25 protein-coding genes are annotated in these 23,734 nt (G+C 70.4%); 10 read left to right on the plus strand and 15 right to left on the minus strand.

Annotated elements, in window-relative coordinates; translation table 11 throughout:
• Positions 1–209: 209 nt before the first annotated feature.
• The 5 genes from ACZ5CR_RS37495 to ACZ5CR_RS37515 all read right to left on the minus strand — a co-directional run bounded on the left by ACZ5CR_RS37495 (position 210) and on the right by ACZ5CR_RS37515 (position 7,242).
• Positions 210–1,211, minus strand: a complete 1,002-nt coding sequence (locus ACZ5CR_RS37495; RefSeq protein ID WP_468866146.1) for a TerC family protein — start codon at positions 1,209–1,211, stop codon at positions 210–212.
• Positions 1,212–1,516: 305 nt separating this feature from the next.
• Positions 1,517–3,445 (minus strand): TerD family protein, encoded by a 1,929-nt coding sequence (locus tag ACZ5CR_RS37500; RefSeq protein WP_468866149.1) that lies wholly within the window; start codon positions 3,443–3,445, stop codon positions 1,517–1,519.
• Positions 3,446–3,491: 46 nt separating this feature from the next.
• Positions 3,492–4,070 carry a TerD family protein gene (locus ACZ5CR_RS37505; protein ID WP_468866151.1) on the minus strand — a complete coding sequence of 193 codons (579 nt, stop codon included), beginning with the start codon at positions 4,068–4,070 and terminating at the stop codon, positions 3,492–3,494.
• Positions 4,071–4,202: 132 nt separating this feature from the next.
• Entirely contained in the window at positions 4,203–6,332 is a 2,130-nt protein-coding gene (gene uvrB, locus ACZ5CR_RS37510) for an excinuclease ABC subunit UvrB (RefSeq protein WP_468866154.1), read from the minus strand.
• 40 nt (positions 6,333–6,372) lie between these two features.
• Positions 6,373–7,242: an MHYT domain-containing protein gene (locus ACZ5CR_RS37515; RefSeq protein ID WP_468866156.1), complete on the minus strand. Its 870-nt coding sequence runs from the start codon at positions 7,240–7,242 to the stop codon at positions 6,373–6,375.
• Positions 7,243–7,491: 249 nt separating this feature from the next.
• On the opposite strand from ACZ5CR_RS37515, the gene ACZ5CR_RS37520 reads away from it, so the two are divergent.
• The 3 genes from ACZ5CR_RS37520 to ACZ5CR_RS37530 all read left to right on the plus strand — a co-directional run bounded on the left by ACZ5CR_RS37520 (position 7,492) and on the right by ACZ5CR_RS37530 (position 10,435).
• Positions 7,492–8,388 (plus strand): glycerophosphodiester phosphodiesterase, encoded by an 897-nt coding sequence (locus ACZ5CR_RS37520; RefSeq protein WP_468866157.1) that lies wholly within the window; start codon positions 7,492–7,494, stop codon positions 8,386–8,388.
• Positions 8,389–8,452: 64 nt separating this feature from the next.
• On the plus strand, positions 8,453–9,031 hold the full coding sequence (locus ACZ5CR_RS37525; protein ID WP_468866159.1) for a methylated-DNA--[protein]-cysteine S-methyltransferase: 579 nt from the start codon (positions 8,453–8,455) through the stop codon (positions 9,029–9,031).
• Positions 9,032–9,172: 141 nt separating this feature from the next.
• A complete protein-coding gene (locus tag ACZ5CR_RS37530; protein WP_468866161.1) occupies positions 9,173–10,435 on the plus strand; it encodes an MFS transporter in 1,263 nt (420 codons plus the stop codon).
• Between the two features lie 53 nt (positions 10,436–10,488).
• Here the strand turns inward: ACZ5CR_RS37530 and ACZ5CR_RS37535 are convergent, their stop codons facing one another.
• The 3 genes from ACZ5CR_RS37535 to ACZ5CR_RS37545 form a co-directional block, all read right to left on the minus strand.
• Complete coding sequence (locus ACZ5CR_RS37535) at positions 10,489–10,854, minus strand: cupin domain-containing protein (RefSeq protein WP_363314394.1); 366 nt, start codon at positions 10,852–10,854, stop codon at positions 10,489–10,491.
• A gap of 49 nt (positions 10,855–10,903) precedes the next feature.
• Positions 10,904–11,374 (minus strand): VOC family protein, encoded by a 471-nt coding sequence (locus ACZ5CR_RS37540; protein ID WP_468866164.1) that lies wholly within the window; start codon positions 11,372–11,374, stop codon positions 10,904–10,906.
• 67 nt (positions 11,375–11,441) lie between these two features.
• Positions 11,442–12,266 (minus strand): methyltransferase domain-containing protein, encoded by an 825-nt coding sequence (locus tag ACZ5CR_RS37545; RefSeq protein WP_468866166.1) that lies wholly within the window; start codon positions 12,264–12,266, stop codon positions 11,442–11,444.
• 147 nt (positions 12,267–12,413) lie between these two features.
• On the opposite strand from ACZ5CR_RS37545, the gene ACZ5CR_RS37550 reads away from it, so the two are divergent.
• A complete protein-coding gene (locus ACZ5CR_RS37550; RefSeq protein ID WP_468866169.1) occupies positions 12,414–13,550 on the plus strand; it encodes a magnesium and cobalt transport protein CorA in 1,137 nt (378 codons plus the stop codon).
• Between the two features lie 55 nt (positions 13,551–13,605).
• Here the strand turns inward: ACZ5CR_RS37550 and ACZ5CR_RS37555 are convergent, their stop codons facing one another.
• From ACZ5CR_RS37555 to ACZ5CR_RS37565, 3 genes are all read right to left on the minus strand, one after another.
• The gene (locus ACZ5CR_RS37555) at positions 13,606–14,025 is read right to left on the minus strand and encodes a CBS domain-containing protein (RefSeq protein ID WP_468866171.1); all 420 of its coding nucleotides are present in this window, start codon (positions 14,023–14,025) and stop codon (positions 13,606–13,608) included.
• 158 nt (positions 14,026–14,183) lie between these two features.
• The gene (locus tag ACZ5CR_RS37560) at positions 14,184–14,588 is read right to left on the minus strand and encodes a PPOX class F420-dependent oxidoreductase (protein WP_468866174.1); all 405 of its coding nucleotides are present in this window, start codon (positions 14,586–14,588) and stop codon (positions 14,184–14,186) included.
• 78 nt (positions 14,589–14,666) lie between these two features.
• Positions 14,667–15,308 carry a nucleoside/nucleotide kinase family protein gene (locus ACZ5CR_RS37565; RefSeq protein WP_468866177.1) on the minus strand — a complete coding sequence of 214 codons (642 nt, stop codon included), beginning with the start codon at positions 15,306–15,308 and terminating at the stop codon, positions 14,667–14,669.
• Positions 15,309–15,399: 91 nt separating this feature from the next.
• Here ACZ5CR_RS37565 and ACZ5CR_RS37570 point away from each other — a divergent pair, with 91 nt between their 5' ends.
• The 3 genes from ACZ5CR_RS37570 to ACZ5CR_RS37580 all read left to right on the plus strand — a co-directional run bounded on the left by ACZ5CR_RS37570 (position 15,400) and on the right by ACZ5CR_RS37580 (position 18,475).
• Entirely contained in the window at positions 15,400–16,095 is a 696-nt protein-coding gene (locus ACZ5CR_RS37570; RefSeq protein ID WP_468866179.1) for a DUF2293 domain-containing protein, read from the plus strand.
• 313 nt (positions 16,096–16,408) lie between these two features.
• Positions 16,409–16,888: an anthrone oxygenase family protein gene (locus tag ACZ5CR_RS37575; RefSeq protein ID WP_468866181.1), complete on the plus strand. Its 480-nt coding sequence runs from the start codon at positions 16,409–16,411 to the stop codon at positions 16,886–16,888.
• 96 nt (positions 16,889–16,984) lie between these two features.
• Positions 16,985–18,475 carry a glutamate synthase subunit beta gene (locus ACZ5CR_RS37580; RefSeq protein ID WP_468866182.1) on the plus strand — a complete coding sequence of 497 codons (1,491 nt, stop codon included), beginning with the start codon at positions 16,985–16,987 and terminating at the stop codon, positions 18,473–18,475.
• Positions 18,476–18,529: 54 nt separating this feature from the next.
• Here ACZ5CR_RS37580 and ACZ5CR_RS37585 read toward each other — a convergent pair whose 3' ends face one another.
• Together ACZ5CR_RS37585 and ACZ5CR_RS37590 are read right to left on the minus strand one after the other, a co-directional pair.
• Complete coding sequence (locus tag ACZ5CR_RS37585; RefSeq protein ID WP_383272964.1) at positions 18,530–18,745, minus strand: DUF397 domain-containing protein; 216 nt, start codon at positions 18,743–18,745, stop codon at positions 18,530–18,532.
• A gap of 93 nt (positions 18,746–18,838) precedes the next feature.
• Positions 18,839–19,699: a helix-turn-helix domain-containing protein gene (locus tag ACZ5CR_RS37590; protein WP_468866184.1), complete on the minus strand. Its 861-nt coding sequence runs from the start codon at positions 19,697–19,699 to the stop codon at positions 18,839–18,841.
• 155 nt (positions 19,700–19,854) lie between these two features.
• On the opposite strand from ACZ5CR_RS37590, the gene ACZ5CR_RS37595 reads away from it, so the two are divergent.
• Positions 19,855–20,331, plus strand: a complete 477-nt coding sequence (locus ACZ5CR_RS37595) for an ATP-binding protein (RefSeq protein WP_468866187.1) — start codon at positions 19,855–19,857, stop codon at positions 20,329–20,331.
• 45 nt (positions 20,332–20,376) lie between these two features.
• The gene (locus tag ACZ5CR_RS37600; RefSeq protein WP_468866189.1) at positions 20,377–20,829 is read left to right on the plus strand and encodes a hypothetical protein; all 453 of its coding nucleotides are present in this window, start codon (positions 20,377–20,379) and stop codon (positions 20,827–20,829) included.
• A 56-nt stretch (positions 20,830–20,885) separates the two neighbouring features.
• On the opposite strand, the gene ACZ5CR_RS37605 is transcribed toward ACZ5CR_RS37600, so the two are convergent.
• A complete protein-coding gene (locus ACZ5CR_RS37605) occupies positions 20,886–21,185 on the minus strand; it encodes a thiamine pyrophosphate-dependent enzyme (RefSeq protein WP_468866191.1) in 300 nt (99 codons plus the stop codon).
• 139 nt (positions 21,186–21,324) lie between these two features.
• On the opposite strand from ACZ5CR_RS37605, the gene ACZ5CR_RS37610 reads away from it, so the two are divergent.
• Positions 21,325–23,403, plus strand: a complete 2,079-nt coding sequence (locus ACZ5CR_RS37610) for an ABC transporter ATP-binding protein (protein WP_468866194.1) — start codon at positions 21,325–21,327, stop codon at positions 23,401–23,403.
• A gap of 71 nt (positions 23,404–23,474) precedes the next feature.
• Here the strand turns inward: ACZ5CR_RS37610 and ACZ5CR_RS37615 are convergent, their stop codons facing one another.
• Positions 23,475–23,693 (minus strand): hypothetical protein, encoded by a 219-nt coding sequence (locus ACZ5CR_RS37615; protein WP_468866196.1) that lies wholly within the window; start codon positions 23,691–23,693, stop codon positions 23,475–23,477.
• Positions 23,694–23,734 lie beyond the last annotated feature (41 nt).

Genomic DNA, 23,734 nt, shown 5'->3' on the forward strand with positions numbered 1-23,734 from the left:
AGAACCAAAACAAACCGGCCCTCCCCCCCCCCCCCCCCCCCCCCCCCCCCCCCCCCCCCCCCCCCCCCCCCCCCCCCCACACCCCCCCCCCCCCCCCCACCCCCCCCCCCCCCCCCCCCCCCCCCCCCCCGCCACCCCCCCCCCCCCCCCCCCCCCCCCCCCCCCCCCCCCCCCCCTGCCCGTGCTGGTAACTCCCGCGTCGGATGCCGTCAGGCGCCGATGCTGTCCTTCGGAGTCTCGTCGGCCGCCTTCTCGGCGGCCTCCTTCTTCGCCTGCTTCTTGGTGGCCATGAGGCTGGTGATCGTCGTGATGACCAGGACACCGCAGATGACGCCGAGCGAGACCGGGATGGAGATCTCGGGAACGTGCACGCCGTTCTCGTGCAGGGCGTGCAGGACCAGCTTCACGCCGATGAAGCCCAGGATGACCGACAGGCCGTAGCTGAGGTGGACCAGCTTCTTGAGCAGTCCGCCGATGAGGAAGTACAGCTGGCGCAGACCCATCAGGGCGAAGGCGTTCGCCGTGAACACGATGTACGGGTCCTGGGTCAGGCCGAAGATCGCGGGGATCGAGTCCATCGCGAAGAGCACATCGGTGGTGCCGATGGCGAGCATGACGATCATGAGCGGCGTCATGATCTTCTTGCCGTTCTTCTGGATGAACAGCTTGGTGCCGTGGTACTGGTCGGCGACGCCGAACTTCTTCTCGGCGGCCTTCAGGAGGCGGTTCTCCTCCCACTCCTCTTCCTCGTCCCCGGAGCGCGCCTCCTGGATGAGCTTCCAGGCGGTGTAGATCAGGAACGCGCCGAAGATGTAGAAGACCCAGGAGAAGTTGGCGATGACCGCGGCGCCGGCGGCGATGAAGATCGCTCGCAGGACGAGCGCTATCAGCACGCCGAAGAGCAGCACCCGCTGCTGGAGATGGCTGGGCACCGAGAACTTCGCCATGATCAGGATGAAGACGAAGAGGTTGTCGACACTGAGCGACTTCTCGGTGATGAAGCCCGCGAAGAACTCACCGCCCGCCTGGCCACCGCCCCAGATCACCAGGCCCACTCCGAAGAGCCCGGCCAGCGCGATCCAGACGCCCGTCCAGATTCCGGCTTCCTTGATCGACACGTCATGCGGCTTGCGGCCGATGAAGAAGTCGACCGCGATCAGGGCACACAGACCAAGAATGGTCAGTACCCAAAGGGTCATTGAAACGTCCACTGCGCCTCCGGCGTCGTACGGCTACTGATCAGCGTCGTCGCTGCCGGAGGTCTCTTCCACCCGAGGCGCTCACAGCCCCGCGGGCCGACGCCCCGGGACCGATGGCGGTCCGTATTGACGGGTACGTCGCGTTCGGGAGTACTCCCCTCCGCTGTAAGAAGAGTACGCGAAACACCAAGACTTAGTAAAGAAGATGGCAAGCAAGACCCAAAAGGCCAGGTCAGCGAGGATCAAAAGTCGCTTTACCGTCAGTCGTCATCAGCCGTCATCGGCCGTCGTGCCGACTCTCCGGGCCCGCCGACGCGTCAGCGGCCGCCCGTGCGCCGGGCGTGCGCGACCTGGTTCAGGACCTGCGTGAGCACCTGGCTGCCGGGCGGCGCCATCGGGGGTTCGTACGTCCACACATGGCCCACCCAGGGGTCGGCGAGGTGGTCGTCGGCCACCGGGGTCAGACGCAGGAGCGCGCGCCAGAGGGGGTCGAGGAGCGGGCCGTACTCGGTGGCGTCCTCGCGGTCGGCGACCATCATCAGGTGCACGCCGACCGCCGGGCCCTCGTCGGCGAGGTAGCGGAGCTGGGTCACGGCGCGGTCGTCGAAGCCGTGCGGGAAGTCGTTGATGATCAGGAGCTGCTCGGCGGTGTCCAGGTCCGGCGGCAGCGCGTCGGCGGCGCCCGCGCGGATCGCCATCTGCACCAGGTCGACGCGCTGGGTGAGCTTGGCGAGGACCGCGGAGACGCCTGCGGCGCCGGAGGCCGGGGGCTCGTCGAGCAGGCCTGCCGTCACCAGCGGGGAGAGCGCGCCCGCCGCGGAGCCCGCCGCGTCGATGACGTGCACCGTGAACTCGCCCGCCGGATAGACCGCGAGCAGCCGAGCGGCGTGCGCGACCGCGCTGTCCATGGCCAGGCGGCGCAGCTGGTCCCCGTCGGCCGGGAAGTCCGTACCCGACGAGCGGCCGCTGTCGATCCACAGGCCGCGCTCCAGGGGCAGCCGCACCAGCATCGGAATGCGCAGGTCGGAGCGCTCGGGCAGGTGGAGGTCGCCGAGGCGCAGGGCCATGGGGATCTCCATGGGGGCGCGGTAGGCGTGCCAGACGGGGCTGCCCCAGCCCGCGAACGCCAGGGGCAGGGCGGGCTCGACGACCTCGGACTCGGCGGCGAGCTGACCCAGGTCGCGGTCGAGGGCGACCCTCGCCCGGTCGACGAGGAGGCCGTGCTTGGCACGGGCGGCCTCGCGCGCGGCGTCTCCGGTGTCGCCGATGCGGCTGCGCGGGTCGGAGAGGACCTTGTCCAGCTCCTGGTCCATGCGCGACTCGGCGAAGTCGACGGCACTTCGGTACGCGGCCGTGGTGCGGGCCAAGTCCTCGAACATGCCCCACACCTGGTTGTAGAGCCGCTCCTCCATGGACCAGCCGGTCGCGTCGCCCGCCACGGGCTGGGCGGCCTTGCCCGGCTCGGCCGGGGCCGCGGTCGGCGAGGGCGGGGGCGGTGCGCTGGTCTGACGGCTGGGGTGGGTGTAGTTGACGGGGCCGCCGCCCGCGTCGCCCGGCTGGCGCGTCGGCGGGGTGGGACCGGCCGTCACGGCGCCGTCCGGGCCCGGCGCTCCGGGACCGGGGGCGGTCTGCCCGGTCGCCCGCACGCGGGCCTCGTCCGAGGGGCGGGGCGGTGGCGCCGCCACCGAGCGGGCGAGGCCCTGGGCCACCGCTTCGTTGATCGTGCCCGCCAGTTCCTGGGCCTGCGCGAGGCCCTGGTCGGTGAGCATGGCGGCGAGGCCGCCCGCGTACCCCTGGCCGACGGCGCGCACCTTCCACGCGTCCTGCCTGCGGTAGAGCTCCAGGGCGACGACTGCGGACTCGGCGTCCAGGTCGGTGATGGTGTAGCTGGCGACCTCGGAGCCGTCGAGTGCGGTGACGGCCACGAAGGGGGCGGCGAGGGAGCCGAAGCTGACCGGCGCCCCGGCGCCGACGGGCAGCGCGAGCAGGACGTTCACCCGCTGCACCGCCTGCGGCACGGCGCCGAGGTCCACCGCGAGGCGGTGGTCGGCGGCGGCCTGCCTGGGCACCTCTAGCCCCGGCAGCGTGGGCGAGCCGGGATGGGCCACCCAGTCCGTGCCGCGCACCTTGCCCTGGTCGTCGCTGAGCGTGATCCCGGCCACGATCGGCTTGCCGACCGAGACCCTGATCTCCAGACGGGTCCCGGGAAGCGGGTGGTTCTGCCCCCGGACCAGCTCGGCCGTCATCGCCTTCGTCCCCCTCGTGCCCTCTGTGCTTACTGGTGCCGCGCGGCTACAGCTGCGGCAGGATCGACGGCATCAGGTCCTGGAAAGTGCGGCCGTTGGCGGGGTTGCCGATGGCCGTCATCTGCCAGCCGGAACCCGCGCGGTGCACCTTCGCCATGATCTGCGCGGTGTACTGACCGCCGCCGTCGAGTGTGTAGCGGGCGAGCTCCTGGCCGTTGGTCTCGTCGACCAGGCGGCAGAACGCGTTCTGCACCTCCTGGAACGTCTGACCCGTGAAGGAGTTCACCGTGAAGACGATCTGGTCGATGTGGACCGGGATCCGCTGCAGGTCGACGAGGATCGCCTCGTCGTCCCCGCCCTGGCCGACACCGCCGACGAGGTTGTCACCGGTGTGCCGTACGGAACCGTCGTCACTGACGAGGTGACGGAAGAACACGACGTCCACCGGCTGCTTGTCGGCGAACAGCACCGCCGACGCGTCCAGGTCGACCTCACGCGTGCGCGTGCCGAACAGGCCCCGCCTCGGGGCCGCCTGCCAGCCGAGCCCCATGCGCACCGCGGTCAGGGCGCCCCCGTCGTCCTTCTGCAGGCTGATGGCCTGACCCTTGGTCATGTTGACCGTCACGCGCTGTCCCCTCTCGAAATGCCTGGCAACCGCCGGTCCGCGCGGTTGCCCAGCACCCTACGCAGAGGCACTGACGGTGCCGCAGTGTGGACGGCACTTTGTGTCGGTCTTGCAACACACCAGGCAGTACGCCTACGCCTGCCCCGCCTCCCTCATCTGCCGCAGCTCCTTCTTCATCTCTGACACCTCGTCACGCAGCCGTGCGGCGATCTCGAACTGCAGGTCGGCCGCGGCCGCGCGCATCCGTGCGGTCATCTCCTCGATCTGCTCCGCCAGTTCGGCCGCGGGACGGTCGGTGGGCACCTTCTCGGCGGTCTTGCCCTTGGCCGCCCTGTCCGCCTTGCCGCCGAGCGCGGGCACCGGCGCCTTGGCGTCCTTACCGTCCTTCGCCTTGCGGTAGTCGGTGCCGAGCAGCTGCTCCGTGTCGACCTCCTCGCGCGCGATCGCCGACACGATGTCGTTGATCTTCTTGCGCAGCGGCTGCGGGTCGATCCCCTTCTCCTTGTTGTACGCGATCTGCTTCTCGCGGCGGCGGTTGGTCTCGTCGATGGCCTGCTCCATCGCCGGGGTGACCTTGTCCGCGTACATATGGACCTGGCCGGAGACGTTGCGTGCCGCGCGGCCGATCGTCTGGATCAGTGAGGTGCCGGAGCGCAGGAAGCCCTGCTTGTCGGCGTCGAGGATCGACACCAGGGAGACCTCGGGCAGGTCGAGGCCCTCGCGCAGGAGGTTGATGCCGACCAGGACGTCGTACTCACCGGCGCGCAGCTCACGCAGGAGTTCCACGCGGCGCAGGGTGTCGACGTCACTGTGCAGGTAACGGACCTGGATGCCCAGTTCGAGGAAGTAGTCGGTGAGGTCCTCGGCCATCTTCTTGGTGAGCGTGGTGACCAGGACGCGCTCGTCCTTCTCGGTGCGCGTGCGGATCTCGTGCACCAGGTCGTCGATCTGCCCCTCGGTGGGCTTGACCACGACCTCCGGGTCGATGAGGCCGGTGGGGCGGATGATCTGCTCGACGAAGCCGTCACCGCGCGAGAGCTCGTACTTCCCCGGGGTCGCGGAGAGGTAGACGGTCTGGCCGATGCGGCCGAGGAACTCCTCCCACTTCAGCGGGCGGTTGTCGAGCGCGGACGGCAGCCGGAAGCCGTGGTCCACCAGGGTGCGCTTGCGGGAGGCGTCCCCTTCGTACATCGCGCCGATCTGCGGGACCGTGACGTGCGACTCGTCGATGACGAGGAGGAAGTCCTCGGGGAAGTAGTCGATGAGGGTGTTCGGCGCCGAACCGGGCTCGCGGTCGTCGAAGTGCATCGAGTAGTTCTCGATGCCGGAGCAGGAGCCGATCTGGCGGAGCATCTCCAGGTCGTACGTCGTGCGCATGCGCAGGCGCTGGGCCTCCAGCATCTTGCCCTGCTTCTCCAGCTCGGAGAGGCGCTCGGCGAGCTCCTTCTCGATGCCGTTGACCGCCTTCTCCATGCGCTCCGGGCCCGCCACGTAGTGCGAGGCCGGGAAGACGTACAGGTGGTCGTCGTCGCTGATGACCTCGCCGGTGAGGGGGTGCAGCGTGGAGAGCGCCTCGATCTCGTCGCCGAACATCTCGATGCGGACGGCCAGCTCTTCGTAGACCGGGAAGATCTCGATGGTGTCGCCACGGACCCGGAAGGTGCCGCGGGCGAAGGCCACGTCGTTGCGGGTGTACTGGATGTCGACGAAGCGGCGCAGGAGCTGGTCGCGGTCGATCTCGTCGCCGACCTTGAGCGACACCATCCGGTCGACGTACTCCTGCGGGGTGCCGAGGCCGTAGATGCAGGAGACGGAGGCGACCACGATCACGTCACGCCGGGTGAGCAGCGAGTTCGTCGCGGAGTGGCGCAGGCGCTCGACCTCCTCGTTGATCGAGGAGTCCTTCTCGATGTACGTGTCCGACTGCGGGACGTACGCCTCGGGCTGGTAGTAGTCGTAATACGAGACGAAGTACTCCACCGCGTTGTTCGGCAGGAGCTCTCGGAACTCGTTGGCCAGCTGGGCGGCCAGCGTCTTGTTCGGCGCCATCACGAGGGTGGGGCGCTGGAGCTTCTCGATCATCCACGCGGTGGTGGCCGACTTGCCGGTTCCGGTCGCGCCGAGCAGGACGACGTCCTTCTCGCCTGCGCTGACGCGCCGCTCCAGGTCGGCGATGGCCGCCGGCTGGTCGCCGCTTGGCGTGTAGTCACTGACGACCTCGAAAGGTGCCACCGTGCGTTCGATCTTGGATACGGGCCGCATGGAACCCACCGTACGACCCCGCACTGACAACGGGGTCGGATCACCAGCTCTGCGGGGTCTTGGGGCCGGAGCGCTGCTGGGGCCTGCGGCCCGCTCGCGGGTCGTGCCGGTCTCCCGAGCGGGGGACGGGGTAGGGGGCGCGCTGCCCCTGTGCGGCGTACTGCAGATCCGCCTTGCCCATCACCATCAGCGGGTCGAACATCACGATGACGCCCGCGAGGAGCAGGAAGGCGAGCGGGCCGATCATCATGGGCGCGAGCAGCTCGGCGGCCGAGTCCCCCGTGGCCGGCGCCGCGGACGAGCCCGCGTGCAGATGGACCCGGAGGGCGGCCATCCCGGTGTAGTGCATGCCGGTGACGGCCAGGCCCATGACGAGGCTCGCGCCCAGGCTCCAGAGGAAGCCTCTGACCTGTGCGGCCGCCCACAGTGCCGCGGTGGCGGCGACGACGGCGATCACGACGGACGCCGAAACAGTGAGCGTGTTGTAGTCCAGCGTCCCGCGCAGACGCATTCCGGCCATTCCCAGATAGTGCATCGACGCGACGCCGAGACCGGTGATCGTTCCCCCGGTGAACAGCGCTGTCCCGGTCGCGCCGCGATAGCCCACGATGAAGATCCCGACGCCGACCATGACGATGGCCACGGCGAGACTCGCGAAGGTCAGCGCCCTGTCGTAGTGGATCGGGGCCTGCTCGACGGAGAAGCCCATCATCGCGATGAAGTGCATCGTCCAGATGCCGGAGCCGATCGCCGCCGAGCCGAGCGCGAGCCAGCCGGGCCGCCAGGAGTGCGCGACAAGGAGCGACCTGGTGGTGCAGCGCAGACCGAGCGCTCCGCCGAGGCACGCCATGAGGTACGCCGTCACCGGTGTGACTAGTCCATAACTGAAACCGTCGACCGTGCCCTGCATGAGCGGTAGCCCTTCCGCTTATTGTGTCCATTTGCCCGGGATTACACCCAAGTGGCCCCAGTTGGCCGTCTACTGACAGGCCATGGACTGAAGCAGAGAGTAAAGCTCACTCCGGAGCTTGCGAACGATTTTCCGGGAAATAGACCCGGCTGTCTCCGTTCAACCTGTGGCCATCCTGCACCTGTCTCGCGTTGGCCGTGGACTGTCACTCTCAACCGGTCCGTGCCCCTTCATCGCGAGGAGTCACCCTTGTCCGCACGTCTTGCCGCTGCCACCACCGCCGCTCTCCTCGGAGCCGGTGCACTCGTTCTCCCCTCCGCCACCGCTCACGCCGCCGACAAGCCGTCGGCGCGGACGTCCGTCTCGCACGACAGACCGTTGGTCGTCGCTCACCGGGGCGCGTCCGCCTATGCGCCCGAGAACACTTTCGCAGCCATCGACAAGGCGGCTGACATGGGGTTCCGCTGGGTCGAGAACGACGTCCAGCGCACCAAGGACGGCGAGCTCGTGATCGTGCACGACGACACCCTGAAGCGGACGACGAACGTCGAGGAGCTCTTCCCCGACCGCGCGCCGTGGAAGGTCGGGGACTTCACCGCGGCGGAGATCGCCACGCTTGACGCGGGCAGCTGGTTCAGCCCGAAGTACGCGGGACAGCGGGTGCCGACGCTGAAGCAGTACATGAACCGGGTCTCGCGCAACCACCAGAAGCTCGTCTTCGAGTTCAAGAAGCCCGAGCTGTACCCGGGCATCGAGAAGCAGGGCCTCGACGTCCTGCGCAAGACGGGCTGGCTGGACAAGCACCACGTCAAGAGCAAGCTCGTCATCCAGAGCTTCAGCGCGGACAGCGTCAAGACGGTGCACAAGCTGCGGCCCGACATAAAGACCGGCTTCCTCGGTACGCCCACGGTCGCCGAGCTGCCCGAGTACGCCAAGTTCTCCGACCAGATCAACTCGATGCACACCTCCATCTCAAAGGAGTACGTCTCCGCGATCCACTCGCTCAAGGGGCCGCACCGCAAGCGCCTGGAGATCTTCACCTGGACCGTGAACGACGCGGCCGCCGCTCAGCGGGTGGCGGGCTTCGGGGTGAACGGCATCATCACGAACACGCCCGACGTCGTGCGTAAGGCCATCTCCGGCTAGCGCTGCCCAGCACCGGCGGGCTCGCGGGGCCGCGTTGTCAGTGCCCGGTCGTACGGTGGTCCACATGAACGCCAAGGGGCAGCACGGGCAGGGCGGGCCGGGGCAGGACGACCCGCGCCACGCGGTGTGGGCCGTCGTCACGAGCGACATCGGCCCGCTGCTGCTCGCCGCGACCGACGACGGTCTGGTCACCGTCGTCTTCCACGCCACGGACGCGGTGCGCGACCAGGCGCTCGAGCGGCTCGGCTCCCGACTGGGGGCCGAGCCGCTCGAAGCACCCGGCTCTGAGCTCCTCGCCGAGCCCATACGCCAGCTGGCGGCCTACTTCGCGGGCGAGCGCCACGACTTCGAGCTGCCGCTCGACTGGTCGCTGATCTCCGGGTTCAACCGCCAGGTCCTGCGCGAGCTGACGACCGTTCCGTACGGCGCCGTCGTGGGCTACGGAGACCTGGCCCGCCGCGTCGGCCAGCCCGGCGCGGCCCAGGCGGTCGGCATGGCGATGGGTGCCAACCCGCTGCCGGTCGTGGTGCCGTGCCACCGGGTGGTCGAGAAGGACGGCGGCATCGGCGGCTTCGGTGGCGGCGTCGAGACCAAGCGGCGGCTGCTCGCCCTGGAAGGGGTGCTGCCGGAGCCGCTGTTCTGAGGCGGAGGCGCTGTTCTGACGCGGAGGCGCTGCTCTGAAGCGAAGCCGCTCAAGCCGCTCCTTCGGCGCCCCGGGCAAGGGCATCCCGGCGACTGTGAAAACTGCGTTTCCCGCGTACGAACGCCCTGGCACACTGCGTCAGTGACTTCGACCCTCGACGCTCCTGACATACCCGCGCCGGAGGCGCTGCCGGCCCTGCGCCGCCGCACCACCGCCGTGCTGGTCTCCAGTCAGATACTGGGCGGGCTCGGGGTACCGATCGGCATCGCCCTGGCTCCGATGCTCGCGACCGAGGTGAGCGGGACGGAGGCGCTGTCCGGCCTCGCGCCCACCGCGTCCGTGGCCGGTACCGCCCTGCTCTCGCTGCCGCTCGCCGCCCTGATGACGTCGCGCGGACGGCGACCCGGACTCGTCCTCGCGTATCTGATCGGCGCTCTTGGAGCGGGACTCGTGGTGCTCGCCGCCGTCATCGAGAACTTCCCCCTGCTGCTGCTCGGCATGGCGGGCTTCGGGGCGGGCTCGTCGGCCAATCTTCAGGCCCGCTTCGCAGCGGCTGACCTCGCCGAGCCCGACCGGCGCGGCCGTGCCATCTCCCTCGTCATCTGGGCCACCACCATCGGCTCGGTCCTCGGCCCGAACATCGCCGCGCCCACGAGCCACGCCTTCTCCGGAACCTCCGTCCCCGAGTCGGCGGGACCCTTCCTCTTCGCCGCCGGGATCTTCGCCGTCGCCGGTCTCGTGGTGGCGGTGCTGCTACGCCCCGACCCGTTGCTCACCGCCCGCGCGCTCGCCCCGCAGGAGGACCATGGCGCGCAGAGCCGTTCGCTGCGGGCCGGTGTCGCCGCGGTGGCCGCGTCGCCGATGGCCCGGCTCGCCCTGGTGACGGTGGCCGTGTCGCACACGGTGATGGTCTCGATCATGGTCATGACCCCGGTCGACCTGGGGCACCACGGCGCGGACCTGCAACTGGTCGGCCTGGTCATCAGTGGTCACATCGCCGGCATGTACGCGCTTTCGCCGGTGATGGGCTGGCTCTCCGACCGGTTCGGACGGCTCTCCGTGATCGGCCTCGCGGTCGGACTGCTGTGCTGCGCCGCACTCCTCGCCGGCACGGCGGGGCCGAGCCACGGCCAGACCGCCGCCGGTCTCTTCGTCCTCGGCCTCGGCTGGTCCGCGGGCCTGGTCTCCGGCTCCGCGCTGCTGACCGACTCCGTGCCGCAGCCCGCCCGGGCCGCCGTGCAGGGTCTGTCGGACCTGACCATGAACACGGCGGCGGGCATCGGGGGCGCGGCCGCCGGCTTCGTCGTCGCGCGGGCGAGCTACGGCTGGCTCAACCTCATGGGCGTCTGCGTGCTGCTGCCGTTGGCGGCGCTCGCAGTGCGCCGGGCGGTCAAGAAGGCCTGATCCGGAAGGCCTGATCCGGGGTCTCGTGACCCGGGATCACGTGACCCCGGTGGTCACGGGAGCGTGATGTGGTACGCCTTGCGCAGGGTCTCGTGCACGGTCCACGTCGTACGGTCGCCCTCGCGCAGGACGGCCGCGTCGCCGGGGCCGACCTCGATCACGTCACCGCCCTCGACCGCGATCGTGGCGCGGCCGCTGACGACGACGAAGAGTTCATTGGCCTCGGTGTCGGTGACCACGCCGGGCGTGATCTGCCAGATCCCGCGCAGCTGCTTGCCGTCGGCGGACTCCCACAGGACCTTCCCGGTGACTTCCGGAGTGCCGGAGACGATCTGCTCGGGATCGAGGGGCTCGGCCTCCAGGTCGACATCCGGAATGTGTACGGCGAAGGACGCGACAGCTTGATCATTCGTGGTCATGGCCGGTCACCCTAGCCGGACCCCCGCACAGCCCTCCGGCACGGGTGGGTCAGGCCTCTCCGACCTCTCCGCCCTTTCCGGCTTCTTCCGCCTCTCCGTAGTACCGCGCCTCGAATATGTTCCCGTCCGGGTCGCGGAAGTAGAAACTGCCCAGGGCCCTGCCGCGAGCGCCGAACGCGTCGCGCGAGATGTCCGACACCGGCGTCCCGTGCTCCTCCAGACGGGCACGCAGCGCCTCGAAGCCGGTCTCCGTCAGGGCTAGGCAGACGTGGTTGACCGGGTGGCCCGCGCTCTTGTCCGCGCCCGGCACGACGCTCATGCGCTCGGCGAGCGTGAGCGGGGCGAGGTCGAAGATGGTCTCCTCGTTGAGCCGCACGGAAGGGAACGAGGCCTTGCCCGCGGCGAACTCGGCGACGCGCAGTGGTTCGAGGCCGAGCACCTTCTCGTAGAAGCCGACTGCCGCCGCGGGGTCGCGCACCCACAGAACGACGTGGTCGAGACGTGCCGTGTTGTCCGTCATACGCCCAGGCTGCTGCCCCGCCCCCGGCGACGCAAGGGTCGGGCGGGCGCGCCGACCGCCGGGGGCCCTAGGCTTTCCTCCCCCACGCCGAGATCAGGGGGGAGGCCGCCAGGTCCATCGGCTCCGACGCGATGTTCGCGAGGTGGTCGGTGATGTCGGCGTCCGTGGCCAGGCCCGCGGCGGTCATGGCCGTGCGGGACTGCTGGATCGTGGCCGTCTCCAGGGCCGCGCAGGCGGGCGAGGTCAGCGGGAAGTACGCGTCGGCCTCCACCTGGCGCAGGCCCGCCGCGCGGAGCAGACGCGGCAGGCCGCGGCCGTACGCGAGTTCGGTGCCGCGCTGGGTGATCAGGGCGTGCCGCAGTCGGTTCGCCAGCTGCTGTGCCGGGCCGTGCTCGTCCGGGCAGGGCAGGGGCTGCAGGGCCGGATCGGCCTCCTCGATCAGCAGGCGGCCCCCGGGACGCAGCGCCCGGATCATCGAGCGCAGCGCCAGCTCCCGGTCGGGCACCCGGGCGAGCACGAGCCGCGCGTGGACGAGGTCGAAGCCCCCGCCGGGCGGCGCTTGCGCCCCCACGTCGTGCGTGCGCACCTCGACCGGTGGCCGGGCGGCCGACGTCTGCCAGGAGATGTCCGTGTCGGTCGCGAGGATCCGTCCGGTGGGGCCGACCCGCTTGGCGAGCCAGGAGACGACGGAGAAACCGCCCGCGCCGACCTCCCAGCAGCGCCACCCCGGCCCGATGCCGAGCCGCTCGATGTGCCGGAAGGTCGTGGGGTCGAAGAGCGCGGAGAACGCCTCGGAGCGCTGGCCCGCGCCCGCCCCCTCGGCGGCCCCCTCGGCGGCCCCCTGGGTGTGCCGGTTCCGATTACCCGTCAGATAGCCGTCAATGAGCGTCATGCGGCGATTATCCCAATTATCCGGCCTACTCCGGGGAGGCGGCTCCGAACACCTGGAGCGGAGTGTTCCGTTCCCACAGGCCCGGGACGCGATGTCGGGACGTACTGGCAGACTGGCACGCCACGTCACCAGAACGAGGAGCCACGCATGTCGATGGCAGGCAACCTGCGAAAGGTAGGGAACCTCCGCAAGGTGGGCGGCCTGCGGAAGGTCGCGCGGGTCGCCCATTTCGTGCGCAGGCACAAGCGCGTCGACCTGAGTCACCCGGCCCGGTCCCCGCTGGGCTCGGCGGTGGTGAAGTGCGTGACGTATCGAGGCGGCGTGCGCCAGGAGGGCGGCCGCGATCTCGTCGAGGAGGTCGAGCGCGTCCGCAAGAGCGGTGACGGATTCGTCTGGCTCGGGTTGCACGAGCCGACGGAGGAGGAGTTCGCGGGCATCGCCGACCTCTTCGACCTGCACCCGCTCGCCGTGGAGGACGCGGTCCACGCCCATCAGCGGCCGAAGGTGGAGCGGTACGACGAGACGCTGTTCGCCGTGTTCAAGACCGTCTGTTACGTGGAGCATGCCGAACTCACCGCGACCAGCGAGGTGGTGGACACCGGCGAGATCATGGTCTTCGTCGGCGCGGATTTCGTGGTCACCGTGCGGCACGGCCGCCATGGTTCGCTCGGTCCGCTGCGCGAGGAGCTCGAATCGGCGCCCGAGCAGCTCGCGCAGGGGCCCGCGGCGGTTCTGCACGCGCTCGCCGACCACGTGGTGGACGACTATCTCGTGGTGACGGACGCGGTGCAGGCCGACATCGACCAGGTGGAGATGGACGTCTTCTCCAAGGACGGGGAGCGCGTCGACCCCGGCCGCATATACCAACTCAAGCGGGAACTCCTCGAGCTGAAACGGGCCGTGGTGCCGCTCGGCCGCCCCCTGCAGATCCTCTCCACCCAGCCGATGCGGGCGGTCGCCCCGGAGATACAGGCCTACTTCCGGGACGTCGACGACCACCTCAAGCGGGTCACGGAGCAGATCGCCTCCTTCGACGAACTCCTGAACTCCATTCTTCAGGCCCATCTCGCACAGGTGACGGTCGCGCAGAACGAGGACATGCGGAAGATCACCGCCTGGGCCGCCGTGATCGCCGTACCGACGATGGTCTGCGGTGTGTACGGAATGAACTTCGACCACATGCCCGAACTGCACTGGAAGTACGGCTACGGACTGGTGATCGGCCTGATCGCCACCACCTGTTTCGCGCTCTACCGCGGCTTCCGGCGCAACGGCTGGCTCTAGGTACGCCGCACGCCGAGTCGGCGGCGCCCAATGGTCAGCTGCCGACGTCCGGCGGTCAGCTCTTCGCGTACACGCTCCCGACCCAGCCCGCGAGCTGGTCGTCGGTGAGGTGGGTGGCGAGGTCGGCCTCGCTGATCATGCCGACCAGGCGTTTGTTCTCGATGACCGGGAGCCTGCGGATCTGGCTGCCCTTCATCTCCTTGAGGACCTCGTCGACGCCCGCGCCCGAGTCGATCCAGCGCGGTGTGCCCTTGGCCATGTCGCCCGCGGTCACCCGGGACGGATCGTGCCCCATCGCCACGCAGCCGACCACGATGTCGCGGTCGGTGAGGATGCCGCAGAGCCGCTCGTTCTCGTCACTGATGGGCAGCGCGCCCACGTCGAGCTGACGCATCAGTTGTGCGGCGCGGTCCAGGGTCTCGTGTGCGGGGATCCACTGGGCGCCGCGGTGCATGATGTCTCCGGCGGTGGTCATGAGGTACCTCCCGGTGCCGGGCGGCCGGCGCGGCGCGGAGGCGCCGCCAGTCCCGGCGTCCCTCATTCTCGCCGGGCCCACGGAGGTCCGCACGCCAGAGGCCGGCACTCCTCGGAACCCCGCGGCCGACACTCCTCGGAAACAGGGACAGACACCGCTCAGGCCGAGAAGCCGACGACCTTCTGCGGGATCACCCTGATGATCACCCGGGTCTCCTCGCCCTTCTCGCCGGGCGGGTCGATGCCGAGGTACTTGTGCGAGAGCTCGTGCGGAAGCCGCTTCTCCGGATCGGGGAGGATCTCGGCGACGCCACGGATCTCGACCGACGTGTACGGGTCGGCCAGGTCGAAGACCGAGACGCTGATGCGCGGGTCGCGTTCGAGATTGCGGACTTTCTGCCGCCGCGCCGTGGAGGAGAACAGCACGGTGTCGCCCTCCCGCTTGATCCACACCACCGAGTTCTGGGGTGCGCCGTCGGGGCCGAGTGTCGCGATGCCTGCGAAGTTCTTGCCGTCGAGGAGAGTGCGGACCGAATCGCTGAAGTGGAGCGCTTCCGTAGCCATGCCCAGACTCTAACTACATGCACGTGCATATAAAAGGGCTTTCGGCTCCCGTCTTCATGCCTCCTGCGCGTCAGACCCTCAGCCGCTCCACGCCGGATGCCGTGGATCGTCCGCGCGCACGACCACGTCGGCCACCGCGCCGGGGTCCGTCTCCGTCTCGTACCGCTCGAAGGCGGGCAGCGTCCATTGTTCGCTCTCCGGCGTACGTCGCCGCAGGGCGCCCGGCGAGAGGCTCGTATGGACCGTCAGGTCGAAGGGGAACCAATGACCGAGCAGCAGCGGGCCGTGCAGCAACAGCATCGCGCCGGTCTTGAGTTGGACGTACGGGCTGCGTGTCGCGCGGTCCGCCGCCGGGTCCCACAGGTCGGGCAGCACCCGTCCCGTGCCGCCCGGATCCAGCGGCCCGAAGACCTCGCGCCAGAGCGCGCCGGTGTCGAACCAGCCGCTGTAGTACGACTCCACGTCCTCGCGCCCGAATTCGAGGCGCAGCGAGGCGGGGCGCAGGAAGCCCTGCGTGCCGACGACGAGTGCCGACCTCCCGCGTACCCGCAGCGCGTCGGCCACGCTCCGGGCCAGTTCGCCGGGCCTGCCCGCCGGGGCCCCGTCGAAGGCGATGCGGGGCCAGGGGCTCGCGTCGGCCGTCTCCAGGTCGAGCAGGCGGTCGGCGAGGGTGTCCGTGAGCCGGTCCCAGGTGATCGCTTCGAGTCGCACCCGTCCCATGATGCCGGGCCGTCCCGCCACGGTGCCGCCGGGCTCTCCCGCCCCTCCCCCACGACGGTACGCGTCCGCCGACCGGGGGAATGAACCCTGTATGGCACCAATTCCCCTCCCCCGAAGCGGACTTCTCGCCATCCAGCCCCTCAAGCGCCGCCACTGCGCGGAGTGTCATGGCGGACCGCTCGCCCTCCTGGTCATCGAGGACGCCGAGCCGCACTGCCTGGACTGCGCCGACCTGGGCCACCTCGTCCTCCTGCCGCGCGGCGACACCGCACTGACGCGTCGGGCCCGCGAGGGGAGCGGGCTCTCGGCGGTGGTCGTCCGCTTCAACCGGCGCCAGGGGCGGTACGAGCGCCAGGGCGTCCTCGTCGAGGAGGAGGCACTGGCACGGGCCGAGGAGCGGTGCCTCGCTGACGCGGAGGCTCGGGCGCGCCGTCGGGCGCGGGACGCGGTGCGCCGGGCCGCGCAGGACGTCCGCTTCACCGCGGCCTTCTCCGACGAGATACGCCGCCTCTTCCCCGAGTGCCCCGAGGAGCGGGCCCGTGCGATCGCCGCGCACGCGTCCGTGCGGGGCAGTGGGCGGGTGGGGAGAAGCGCGGCGGGCCGGGCTCTGTCGGCCGGAGCGGTGACGGGGGCGGTGGTGGCCGCCGTCCGGCACACGGAGACGCCGTACGACCGCCTCCTCATGAGCGGGGTCCCCCGGGGGGAGGCCCGTCGCCGGATCGCTCCGGCGGTGGAGGCGACGCTTCGGGCCTGGCAGGGGCCTGAGCGGAGGGGCATGGCGGTCTGAGGTACGCCGGCCTCGGCGGGGCCCGCCTCGTCGCGTGGGCGGGGATGACCCGGCGGGAAGCGGCGGGAAGCTGCGAGAAGGGGCCAACCCGCGCCGACGGGGAAGCAAGCGACCCACCTCCGAAGCGACCCACCCCGAGCCAGGGGCGGCACGCTCCCGGGCTCCCAGGCCAGACGCCCGCGCATGCGCCCGCGCGGCCCGCACATGGCCCCCACCCCGGTAAGGGCAATTCACTTGTGGTGCGGGGCCGCGCCATGGAGGATCACTGCGGCTCACTCACCTGCCGGCTGCCTTACCCAACGCGGGAGTTGCCATGATCGAGGGACCGTATTTCGTGCTCGTCGTGCTGAGCGCACTCGCCTGCGGCCTGGTCGCCGGAGCGTTCGTCGCGTTCTCGACCTTCGTGATGCAGGGCCTGGCCGCGCTGCCCCCGGCGCAAGGCATCGCGGCGATGCAGTCGATCAACGTCAAGGCGCTCACCGCAGGGTTCATGACCGTGTTCATGGGCGCCGCCGGACTCAGCGCGGTCGTCGCCGTCGTCACCTTCGTGCTCTGGCCCGACGACGGCACCGTCGAGCTGCTCCTCGGCAGCGCGCTGTACCTCTTCGGCTCGTTCGGGGTGACCGTCGCCGCGAACGTCCCCCGCAACGACGCCCTCGCCAAGCTCGACGCGCAGGCGCCGCAGAGCGCGGACCACTGGCGAACGTACGTCCGTGAGTGGACCCTGTGGAACCACGTCCGGGTCGGCGCGTCCCTGGCCGCGACGGCGTCCTTCACCCTCGCCCTGACCTGACCAGACCTGACACCCATCTCCCCTCCGAACGTGCCGGGCCCGCCCACCCGTCGTACAGTGGCCGGAAGCCTGTGAAAGCACGCGAGGGAGACGGCCATGGCCGACCCCAAGGGCTTCCTCACCACCGCCCGCCAGGAATGGCCGCGCCGACCCGTCGGCGATCGGGTCAAGGACTGGGACGAGGTGTACGTCCCCGGTGCGCTGCTGCCCATCATCGAGCGGCAGGCCGACCGCTGCATGGACTGCGGCATCCCCTTCTGCCACGACGCCTGCCCGCTGGGCAATCTGATCCCCGACTGGAACGAGCTCGTCTCGCGCTCCGACTGGCGCGCGGCGGCCGACCGGCTGCACGCCACGAACAACTTCCCCGAGTTCACCGGGCGCCTCTGCCCCGCACCCTGCGAGGCGGGCTGCGTCCTCGCGATCAATCAGCCCGCCGTCACCATCAAGAACGTCGAAGTGGCCATCGCCGACCGCTCATGGCAGGACGGCCTCAACCCGGCCCGCACCCCGGACCGGCACTCCGGGAAGACCGTCGCCGTCGTCGGCTCGGGACCTGCCGGACTCGCCGCCGCGCAGCAGCTGACACGGGCCGGTCACACCGTCGCCGTGTACGAGCGCGAGGACCGCGTGGGCGGGCTCCTGCGGTACGGAATCCCCGCGTTCAAGATGGAGAAGCATCACCTGGAGCGGCGGCTGGCGCAGATGCGGGACGAAGGCACGGTCTTCCGTACGTCCGTCGCGATCGGACAGGACATCGGCGCCGCGGAGCTGCGGGCCAGGTACGACGCGGTGGTGCTCGCCGTCGGCGCCACCGCCTGGCGCGACCTGGACGTGCCGGGGCGGGAGCTGACCGGCATCCAGCAGGCGATGGAGTATCTCCCGCTCGCCAACCGCGTGTGCGAGGGCGACTTCGACACATCGCCGCTGTCCGCCGACGGCAAGCATGTCGTGATCATCGGTGGCGGGGACACCGGAGCGGACTGCCTGGGCACGGCGGTGCGTGAGGGGGCCGCATCCGTCACGCAGTTGGACATCTACGAGCGGCCCGGTGACCTGCGCGACGAACTGGCCGAGCCCTGGCCGACGTACCCCAAGGTCTACCGTCTCTCCGGCGCGCACGAGGAGGCGGGCGAGCTGCGCACCGCTCCCGCGACGGACGCCGACGCGCGCCTGTTCGCCGCCTCCACCCTTAGCTTCGGGGGCGACGCGGCGGGCCATGTGCGCTCCCTGCGGCTGACCGAGGTGGACGCGGATCGCCGCAGGCGGCCCGGCACCACCCGTACGCTCCCCGCCGATCTGGTGCTGCTCGCGCTCGGCTTCTCCGGGCCCGAGCGGACACCGGGCGGCCTGGTCGAGCAGATCGGCCTGGATGTGGACGACCGCGGCACCCTCGCCCGCGACGCCAACTTCACGACGAACGTGCCGGGCGTCTTCGCGACGGGCGACGCGGCCCGCGGCGCGTCACTGATCGTGTGGGCCATCGCCGAGGGCCGCGCGAGCGCGGCCGCGGTGGACCGCTGGCTGACGGGCACGACCCAGCTCGCGGCACCGATCGGGCCGTACGACCGCCCGATGACCGTATGAACCGACCGCCTGCCCGGGGACAACCGAACCGCCCGCCCAAGGACAACCACCTGCTCAGGACAGCAGGAAGTCGGCCTCCCCCGCCTTCGCCCCCTGGATGAACGCGTTGATCTCGCCGTACGTGTAGATCAGCGCAGGACCGTCCGGATCGGCCGACTGGCGGACCGCGACCCGGCCGTCGGCCAGCTTCATGGCCTCCAGGCAGTTGCCTCCGTTGCCACCGCTCCACGGCTTGTGCCAGCCCTCGCTGCCGAGGTCACGCGCGGGCATGCCGTTGTAGATCCGGGAGTCGTCCCGGGACTCGGGGCGTGACCCGGCTCCGGGCTTGGACCCGGGTCGCGTACCGGCTCGGTGTCGATCCATTCACAGCTCCTTGCGGAGGTCCCTCAGGAGCTCCTTTGTGCGTTGTGCCGTCGCGGCTTGCGCCGCCATGCGGTCCATGACCTCGAGGCGGGTCGCGACCTCGGTGCGCGCGTCCAGATAGACGGCGCCGGTCAAGTACTCGCTGTAGACCATGTCCGGCAGTTCCGCCATGGCGAAGCGGAAGAGCACGAACGGTCCGTATGTGCCCGGGTGCGGACCCGCCGCGAACGGCGCGATCTGCAACGTCACATGCGGAAGTTCGACGGCTTCGAGCAGCTTGTCGATCTGCTCGCGCATCACATCGGAACCGCCCACCGGTCTGCGCAGGGCGGTCTCGTCCATCACCATCCAGAGCCGTGGCGCGTCCTCACGGCTGAGCAGCGACTGGCGCTCCATCCGCAGCGCCACATACCGCTCGACGTCCTCGGGACGGGTCTGGCCGATCGCCCCGGAGCGCATCACACCACGCGCGTACTCCTCGGTCTGCAGCAGGCCGGGCACGAAGTGCGGTTCGTAGGACCTGATGAGGCTGGCCGCGCCCTCCAGGCTGACGTACATGCTGAACCAGCCCGGCAGGATGTCGTGGAACCGCTGCCACCAGCCCGGCTTGTTCGCCTCTTCGGCGAGCGTCACGAAGGCGTCCGCCTCGTCGTCGGCGACGCCGTAGGACTTCAGGAGGAGCTGGAGATACGGGATCTTGAGCGCGACCTCGGCCATCTCCATGCGGCGGACCGTGGCGGGGGCGACGCGAAGAATCCGCGCCGCCTCCTCTCGCTTGAGGCCTGCGCGCTCACGCAGGTCCTGCAAGCGACGGCCGAGGACGACCTGGCCGACGGTCGGCGCGGACCGCGGTTCGCTCACGTCCTACCTCCACGTACTCCATGTAATGCCAATTCACTCCGCACCTGGAGCCGTTGCGAGCAGTGTGCCATGTGCCGTCTCGAAGGGACACGCCACTGTGCACTTTTCAGAGTGGGTCTTGCCAAGGTGTTCCCGGCGGGGCGATAGTGGATGGCGTGACTCCGCCCGCGCCGTTACACACAGCTGCCGCCGAAGCCCCTGTTGGCGTTTCCGCCGACGTGTGGGCCGATGGCGGCTCCGAGCTCTGCGTCAGCTTCGCGCTCGTGCCACGGCCGGGCTCCGCCGCGCAGGCCAGAAAGCTGGCGAAAGCCCAGCTCCTGGGCTGGAACATAGGCGAGGAAGCCCGTGACGCGGCGGCCCTCGTGGTGTCCGAGCTGGTGACGAACGCGATCGTGCACACCGCGAGCCACCGGATCGTCTGCGAACTCTGCACGCGGCCCGGGTCACTACGCATAGCTGTGCGTGACGATGGATACGGATCAGGTGTCCCGCGGCCCGCCCAGGAGGGGCCCGACGCAGACGATGAGCACGGGAGGGGACTGCTCCTCGTCGAAGCGGTGAGCAACGCGTGGGGTGTGCGGGACGAGGGTCCCGGAGCCGGCCTCACCGTATGGGCGGAACTGCGGGCGTGACGTGAATGAGGGTGCGGGCGTGAGGACGACGTGGACAGGGGGCGTGTGAGCACGGTGACGGTGCGGCGGCTGTTGGATCTGGACACGCTGGTCCGCTTCGAACGGAGGCGGTCCGCCGCCGCCTCCCCACCGCCCCTGACGCGGCTCGCCGTCCCGGACGGGATGTCGCAGCCCCTGGGGTGTGACGCGGTCTCGGTGCCTTCTCGGTTCGGGCCCCTGCTGATGGCGCGGTTGCCTCGCGCGGGTTGTGTGTACGAGGACGTGGACGCGGCGCGCTGGTGGTGGATCGTGCCGGCCGACTCCGATGTCGCCCTGGAATGGCCGTCCCCCGCCTATTACTCCGCGGGAGCCGTGGTGCCGGGCGCCCGGCGCGCTCCCTCCTTGATCCACAGCCCCTCCGGGGGCGAGGTTCCCTATACGCCGCCGATTCCGCTGTATCTGGCGTGGTGCAGGGCCACGGGGACCACTCCGGCGTGGTCGCGGGCCGTACGGGCCTAGCCTGACGCGGGAGCCTTGGCCACCGCCACCGCCATCACCGGCTCCGCCCTGTCCCCTCACCCCGCCACCGCGACCTCCTCCGCGCACATGGAGCCTCCCTTGCTGTGACACGCCCCGGTCGTGCGCCCGTAGATATCGGCCATCATCGACTTCACCTCGACCACGTCGACGCGCTTGGCGATGCGGTGGCCGTGGCCACGGTGCGTGGGGGCGATGACGTCACGGTCGTCGTCGAGATGGGCGCACACTCCGGTGGCTGATGCCTCCCCACCTGCGTACAAGTAGACGGAACCGGGGATGTCGCCGGTCGCGAACTCCCCGTGGAGGCGCTCCTCGAAGTCACGGATCGTACGCATCGTGCGGTACGCGTCAAGCAGTGCGGGGCCGTCAAGGCCGTTCTCATGGGGTGCTCATCGGGTGCTCGAGGTGTCCGGACCGCGTCGCTCACGGAAGAACTCCTTTGCCTGCGCGGGTGCGGAGTGGCGTGCATGGGGTATGGCACTGCGGCCCGGACGAACCGGCAACAGCTGCCCGGGGCGCAAGCCCACATCCGACGTACGCAGCGCACAGAAGGAGAAGCAGACGGAGAAGCAGACGAACGACAAGCAGCAGAGCAGCAGCGGCCAGCAGAGCAACAGCCGTTCCCAGAGCGCCACTTCGGATTCCGAGGCGCTGCTCTTCGGTGGCCCCCTGCGCTACGACACCGGCTGGGCCCAGTACGAGGAGGCCTTCCTCCAGCTGGGGTTCCGGTCCATGCTGAAGCGGCTTCCCGCGCTCCTCGCCGCCAGCTTCCGGCTCGCCCGGCAGGCCGACCGGCGGGCCGCGCGCATCGTGATCGGCTCCGAGCTGGGCCGCGGGCTCGCCCAGGCGGTGAGCCTCCTCGCGGTCAACAGCGTCCTCGGCCGTCTGATGACCGACGCCCCGGTGGCCGACCGGCTGCGCGGCGCCACGCCCGCCCTGGTGACGGTGGCGTGCGCGCTGCTCGTGGCCGCGCTGCTGCGCGCCGCTTCGACGTACGCGACCGGGCGCCTCGAACCGAAGGTCGAACGCGTCGCCACCGAGCAGTACTTGGAGAGGGCCGCGTCGGTGGAGCTCTCCGCCATCGAGGACGACGCCTTCCACAAGCTGCTCGACACCGCGCAGTACGGAGCCGCGTCCGCCCGCCGCATGATCGGCATCGCCACGCGCGTGGTGAACGCGATGATCTCGCTGATCGCGGCGGCGAGCGTGTTGACCGTCCTGCACCCGCTGCTGCTCCCGCTCCTGGTGACGATGACCCTGCCGAGCGCGTGGAGCGCACTGACGATCGCCCGGCGCCGTTACGTCTCCTTCCACGCCTGGGTGCAGCACGCCCGCGCGGGGCGCCTCATCGGCAGCCTTCTCACGGAGGCGCGTGCGGCCCCCGAGATCCGGGTGCACGGCGTCGGTCCGTTCCTGCTGCGGCACTTCCGTTCCATGGCGGAGGCCGCGGAGGAGGAGCAGGCGCGCCTGGCGCGGCTCGCCGCCCGGACGGGTCTGATCGCGGCGGCCTGGACGGGCCTCGCCACCGTGGCGACGTACGCGACGCTGGGCGGGCTGATGCTCTCCGGGGCGATGGCGCTCTCCGTGGCGGGCACCGCCGTCATCGCGATCCGCACCGGCGCCTCCAATCTCGACACTCTCGTCGTGGAGATCAACTCCCTGCACGAGGACGCCCTGTTCGTCGGCGACCTGGAGCGGCTCTTCGTGGAGGCGGCCCAGCGCGCGATCCCGGTCGGCGGCGCCGAACTCCCCACGGATCCACGGGAGATACGGTTCGAGAACGTCACCTTCCGCTACCCGGGGGCCTCGGGCAAGGACGCGCTCAGCGACATCTCCCTCACCCTGCCCACCGGAAAGATCGTCGCCCTCGTGGGTGAGAACGGCTCCGGCAAGACCACGCTGGTCAAGCTGCTCGCGGGCCTGTACGCGCCGAAGGACGGCCGGATCCTGTGGGACGACGTCGACGCGGCGACCGCGGACCGGCATCAGCTGGCGGAACGTATCGCGATGGTGGCGCAGGACTTCAAGCGCTGGCCGTTCACGGCGCGCGTGAACATCGCGATCGGCCGGTCGTCGGTGCCGCTCACGGACGACCGGATCGGCGACTCCGTCGGGGAGGCCGGTGCCGGGGACGTCGTGGCCGATCTGCCGCGCGGGCTCGACACGTTGCTGGCCCGCGCGTTCACCGGCGGGCACGAGCTTTCCGGTGGTCAGTGGCAGCGGCTCGGCATCGCGCGTGCCGCGTACCGGCGCGGCAGCATCCTCATCGTGGACGAGCCGACGGCGGCGCTCGACGCCCGCGCCGAGCTCGAGGTCTTCGAGAAGATCCGGGCCCTTGCCGGAACGGGCCAGACCGTCATCCTCATCACGCACCGCCTGGCGTCGGTGCGCCACGCGGATCTGGTCCACGTCCTGGAGGGCGGGCGCCTGGTGGAGTCGGGCTCGCCCGACGAGCTCCTGCGGACGGGTGGTGTCTATGCGGAGCTGTACGCCTTGCAGGCCGACCAGTTCACGGCGAAGGTCCCCTCACCGAACGGGCACGCCGAGCGCTGAGGCTCAAGAGGCCTGAGGCCTGAGGCCCAAGGTCTGAGTCCTGAGCGCTGAGGGGCGTGCCCGGCCCTGGCCTACGCGGCGGCGGCTATCTCGGCCAGATCGGCCAGATCCGTCACCGCGGTCGCGGCGGGTCCGCGCACGATCACCAGGAAGGCGTCGGAGGCGAGGTCCATCACGACCTCCGCCTGCTGCCCCTCCGTACGGCGGGCCCGCGCGAACTCCTCCGCGGGCCACGATCCTCGCGATCCACCGGCCGGAAAGCGTTCAAGTACCACTCGACTGTTCATCATTGTCCTTCTGCTCCCCCGTTGGCAGTCCTCATAGGACTCTT

The organism is Streptomyces sp. NPDC031274, assembly GCF_055570235.1.

What these genes read in the sequence shown, in the direction of transcription:
- ACZ5CR_RS37500 (WP_468866149.1), bottom strand. Translation starts at nt 3,445, where the DNA reads ATGACGGCCGAGCTGGTCCGGGGGCAGAACCACCCGCTTCCCGGGACC.
- uvrB (WP_468866154.1), bottom strand. Translation starts at nt 6,332, where the DNA reads ATGCGGCCCGTATCCAAGATCGAACGCACGGTGGCACCTTTCGAGGTC.
- ACZ5CR_RS37515 (WP_468866156.1), bottom strand. Translation starts at nt 7,242, where the DNA reads ATGCAGGGCACGGTCGACGGTTTCAGTTATGGACTAGTCACACCGGTG.
- ACZ5CR_RS37525 (WP_468866159.1), top strand. Translation starts at nt 8,453, where the DNA reads ATGAACGCCAAGGGGCAGCACGGGCAGGGCGGGCCGGGGCAGGACGAC.
- ACZ5CR_RS37535 (WP_363314394.1), bottom strand. Translation starts at nt 10,854, where the DNA reads ATGACCACGAATGATCAAGCTGTCGCGTCCTTCGCCGTACACATTCCG.
- ACZ5CR_RS37540 (WP_468866164.1), bottom strand. Translation starts at nt 11,374, where the DNA reads ATGACGGACAACACGGCACGTCTCGACCACGTCGTTCTGTGGGTGCGC.
- ACZ5CR_RS37545 (WP_468866166.1), bottom strand. Translation starts at nt 12,266, where the DNA reads ATGACGCTCATTGACGGCTATCTGACGGGTAATCGGAACCGGCACACC.
- ACZ5CR_RS37550 (WP_468866169.1), top strand. Translation starts at nt 12,414, where the DNA reads ATGTCGATGGCAGGCAACCTGCGAAAGGTAGGGAACCTCCGCAAGGTG.
- ACZ5CR_RS37555 (WP_468866171.1), bottom strand. Translation starts at nt 14,025, where the DNA reads ATGACCACCGCCGGAGACATCATGCACCGCGGCGCCCAGTGGATCCCC.
- ACZ5CR_RS37560 (WP_468866174.1), bottom strand. Translation starts at nt 14,588, where the DNA reads ATGGCTACGGAAGCGCTCCACTTCAGCGATTCGGTCCGCACTCTCCTC.
- ACZ5CR_RS37565 (WP_468866177.1), bottom strand. Translation starts at nt 15,308, where the DNA reads ATGGGACGGGTGCGACTCGAAGCGATCACCTGGGACCGGCTCACGGAC.
- ACZ5CR_RS37570 (WP_468866179.1), top strand. Translation starts at nt 15,400, where the DNA reads ATGGCACCAATTCCCCTCCCCCGAAGCGGACTTCTCGCCATCCAGCCC.
- ACZ5CR_RS37575 (WP_468866181.1), top strand. Translation starts at nt 16,409, where the DNA reads ATGATCGAGGGACCGTATTTCGTGCTCGTCGTGCTGAGCGCACTCGCC.
- ACZ5CR_RS37580 (WP_468866182.1), top strand. Translation starts at nt 16,985, where the DNA reads ATGGCCGACCCCAAGGGCTTCCTCACCACCGCCCGCCAGGAATGGCCG.
- ACZ5CR_RS37585 (WP_383272964.1), bottom strand. Translation starts at nt 18,745, where the DNA reads ATGCCCGCGCGTGACCTCGGCAGCGAGGGCTGGCACAAGCCGTGGAGC.
- ACZ5CR_RS37605 (WP_468866191.1), bottom strand. Translation starts at nt 21,185, where the DNA reads ATGCGTACGATCCGTGACTTCGAGGAGCGCCTCCACGGGGAGTTCGCG.
- ACZ5CR_RS37610 (WP_468866194.1), top strand. Translation starts at nt 21,325, where the DNA reads ATGGCACTGCGGCCCGGACGAACCGGCAACAGCTGCCCGGGGCGCAAG.
- ACZ5CR_RS37615 (WP_468866196.1), bottom strand. Translation starts at nt 23,693, where the DNA reads ATGATGAACAGTCGAGTGGTACTTGAACGCTTTCCGGCCGGTGGATCG.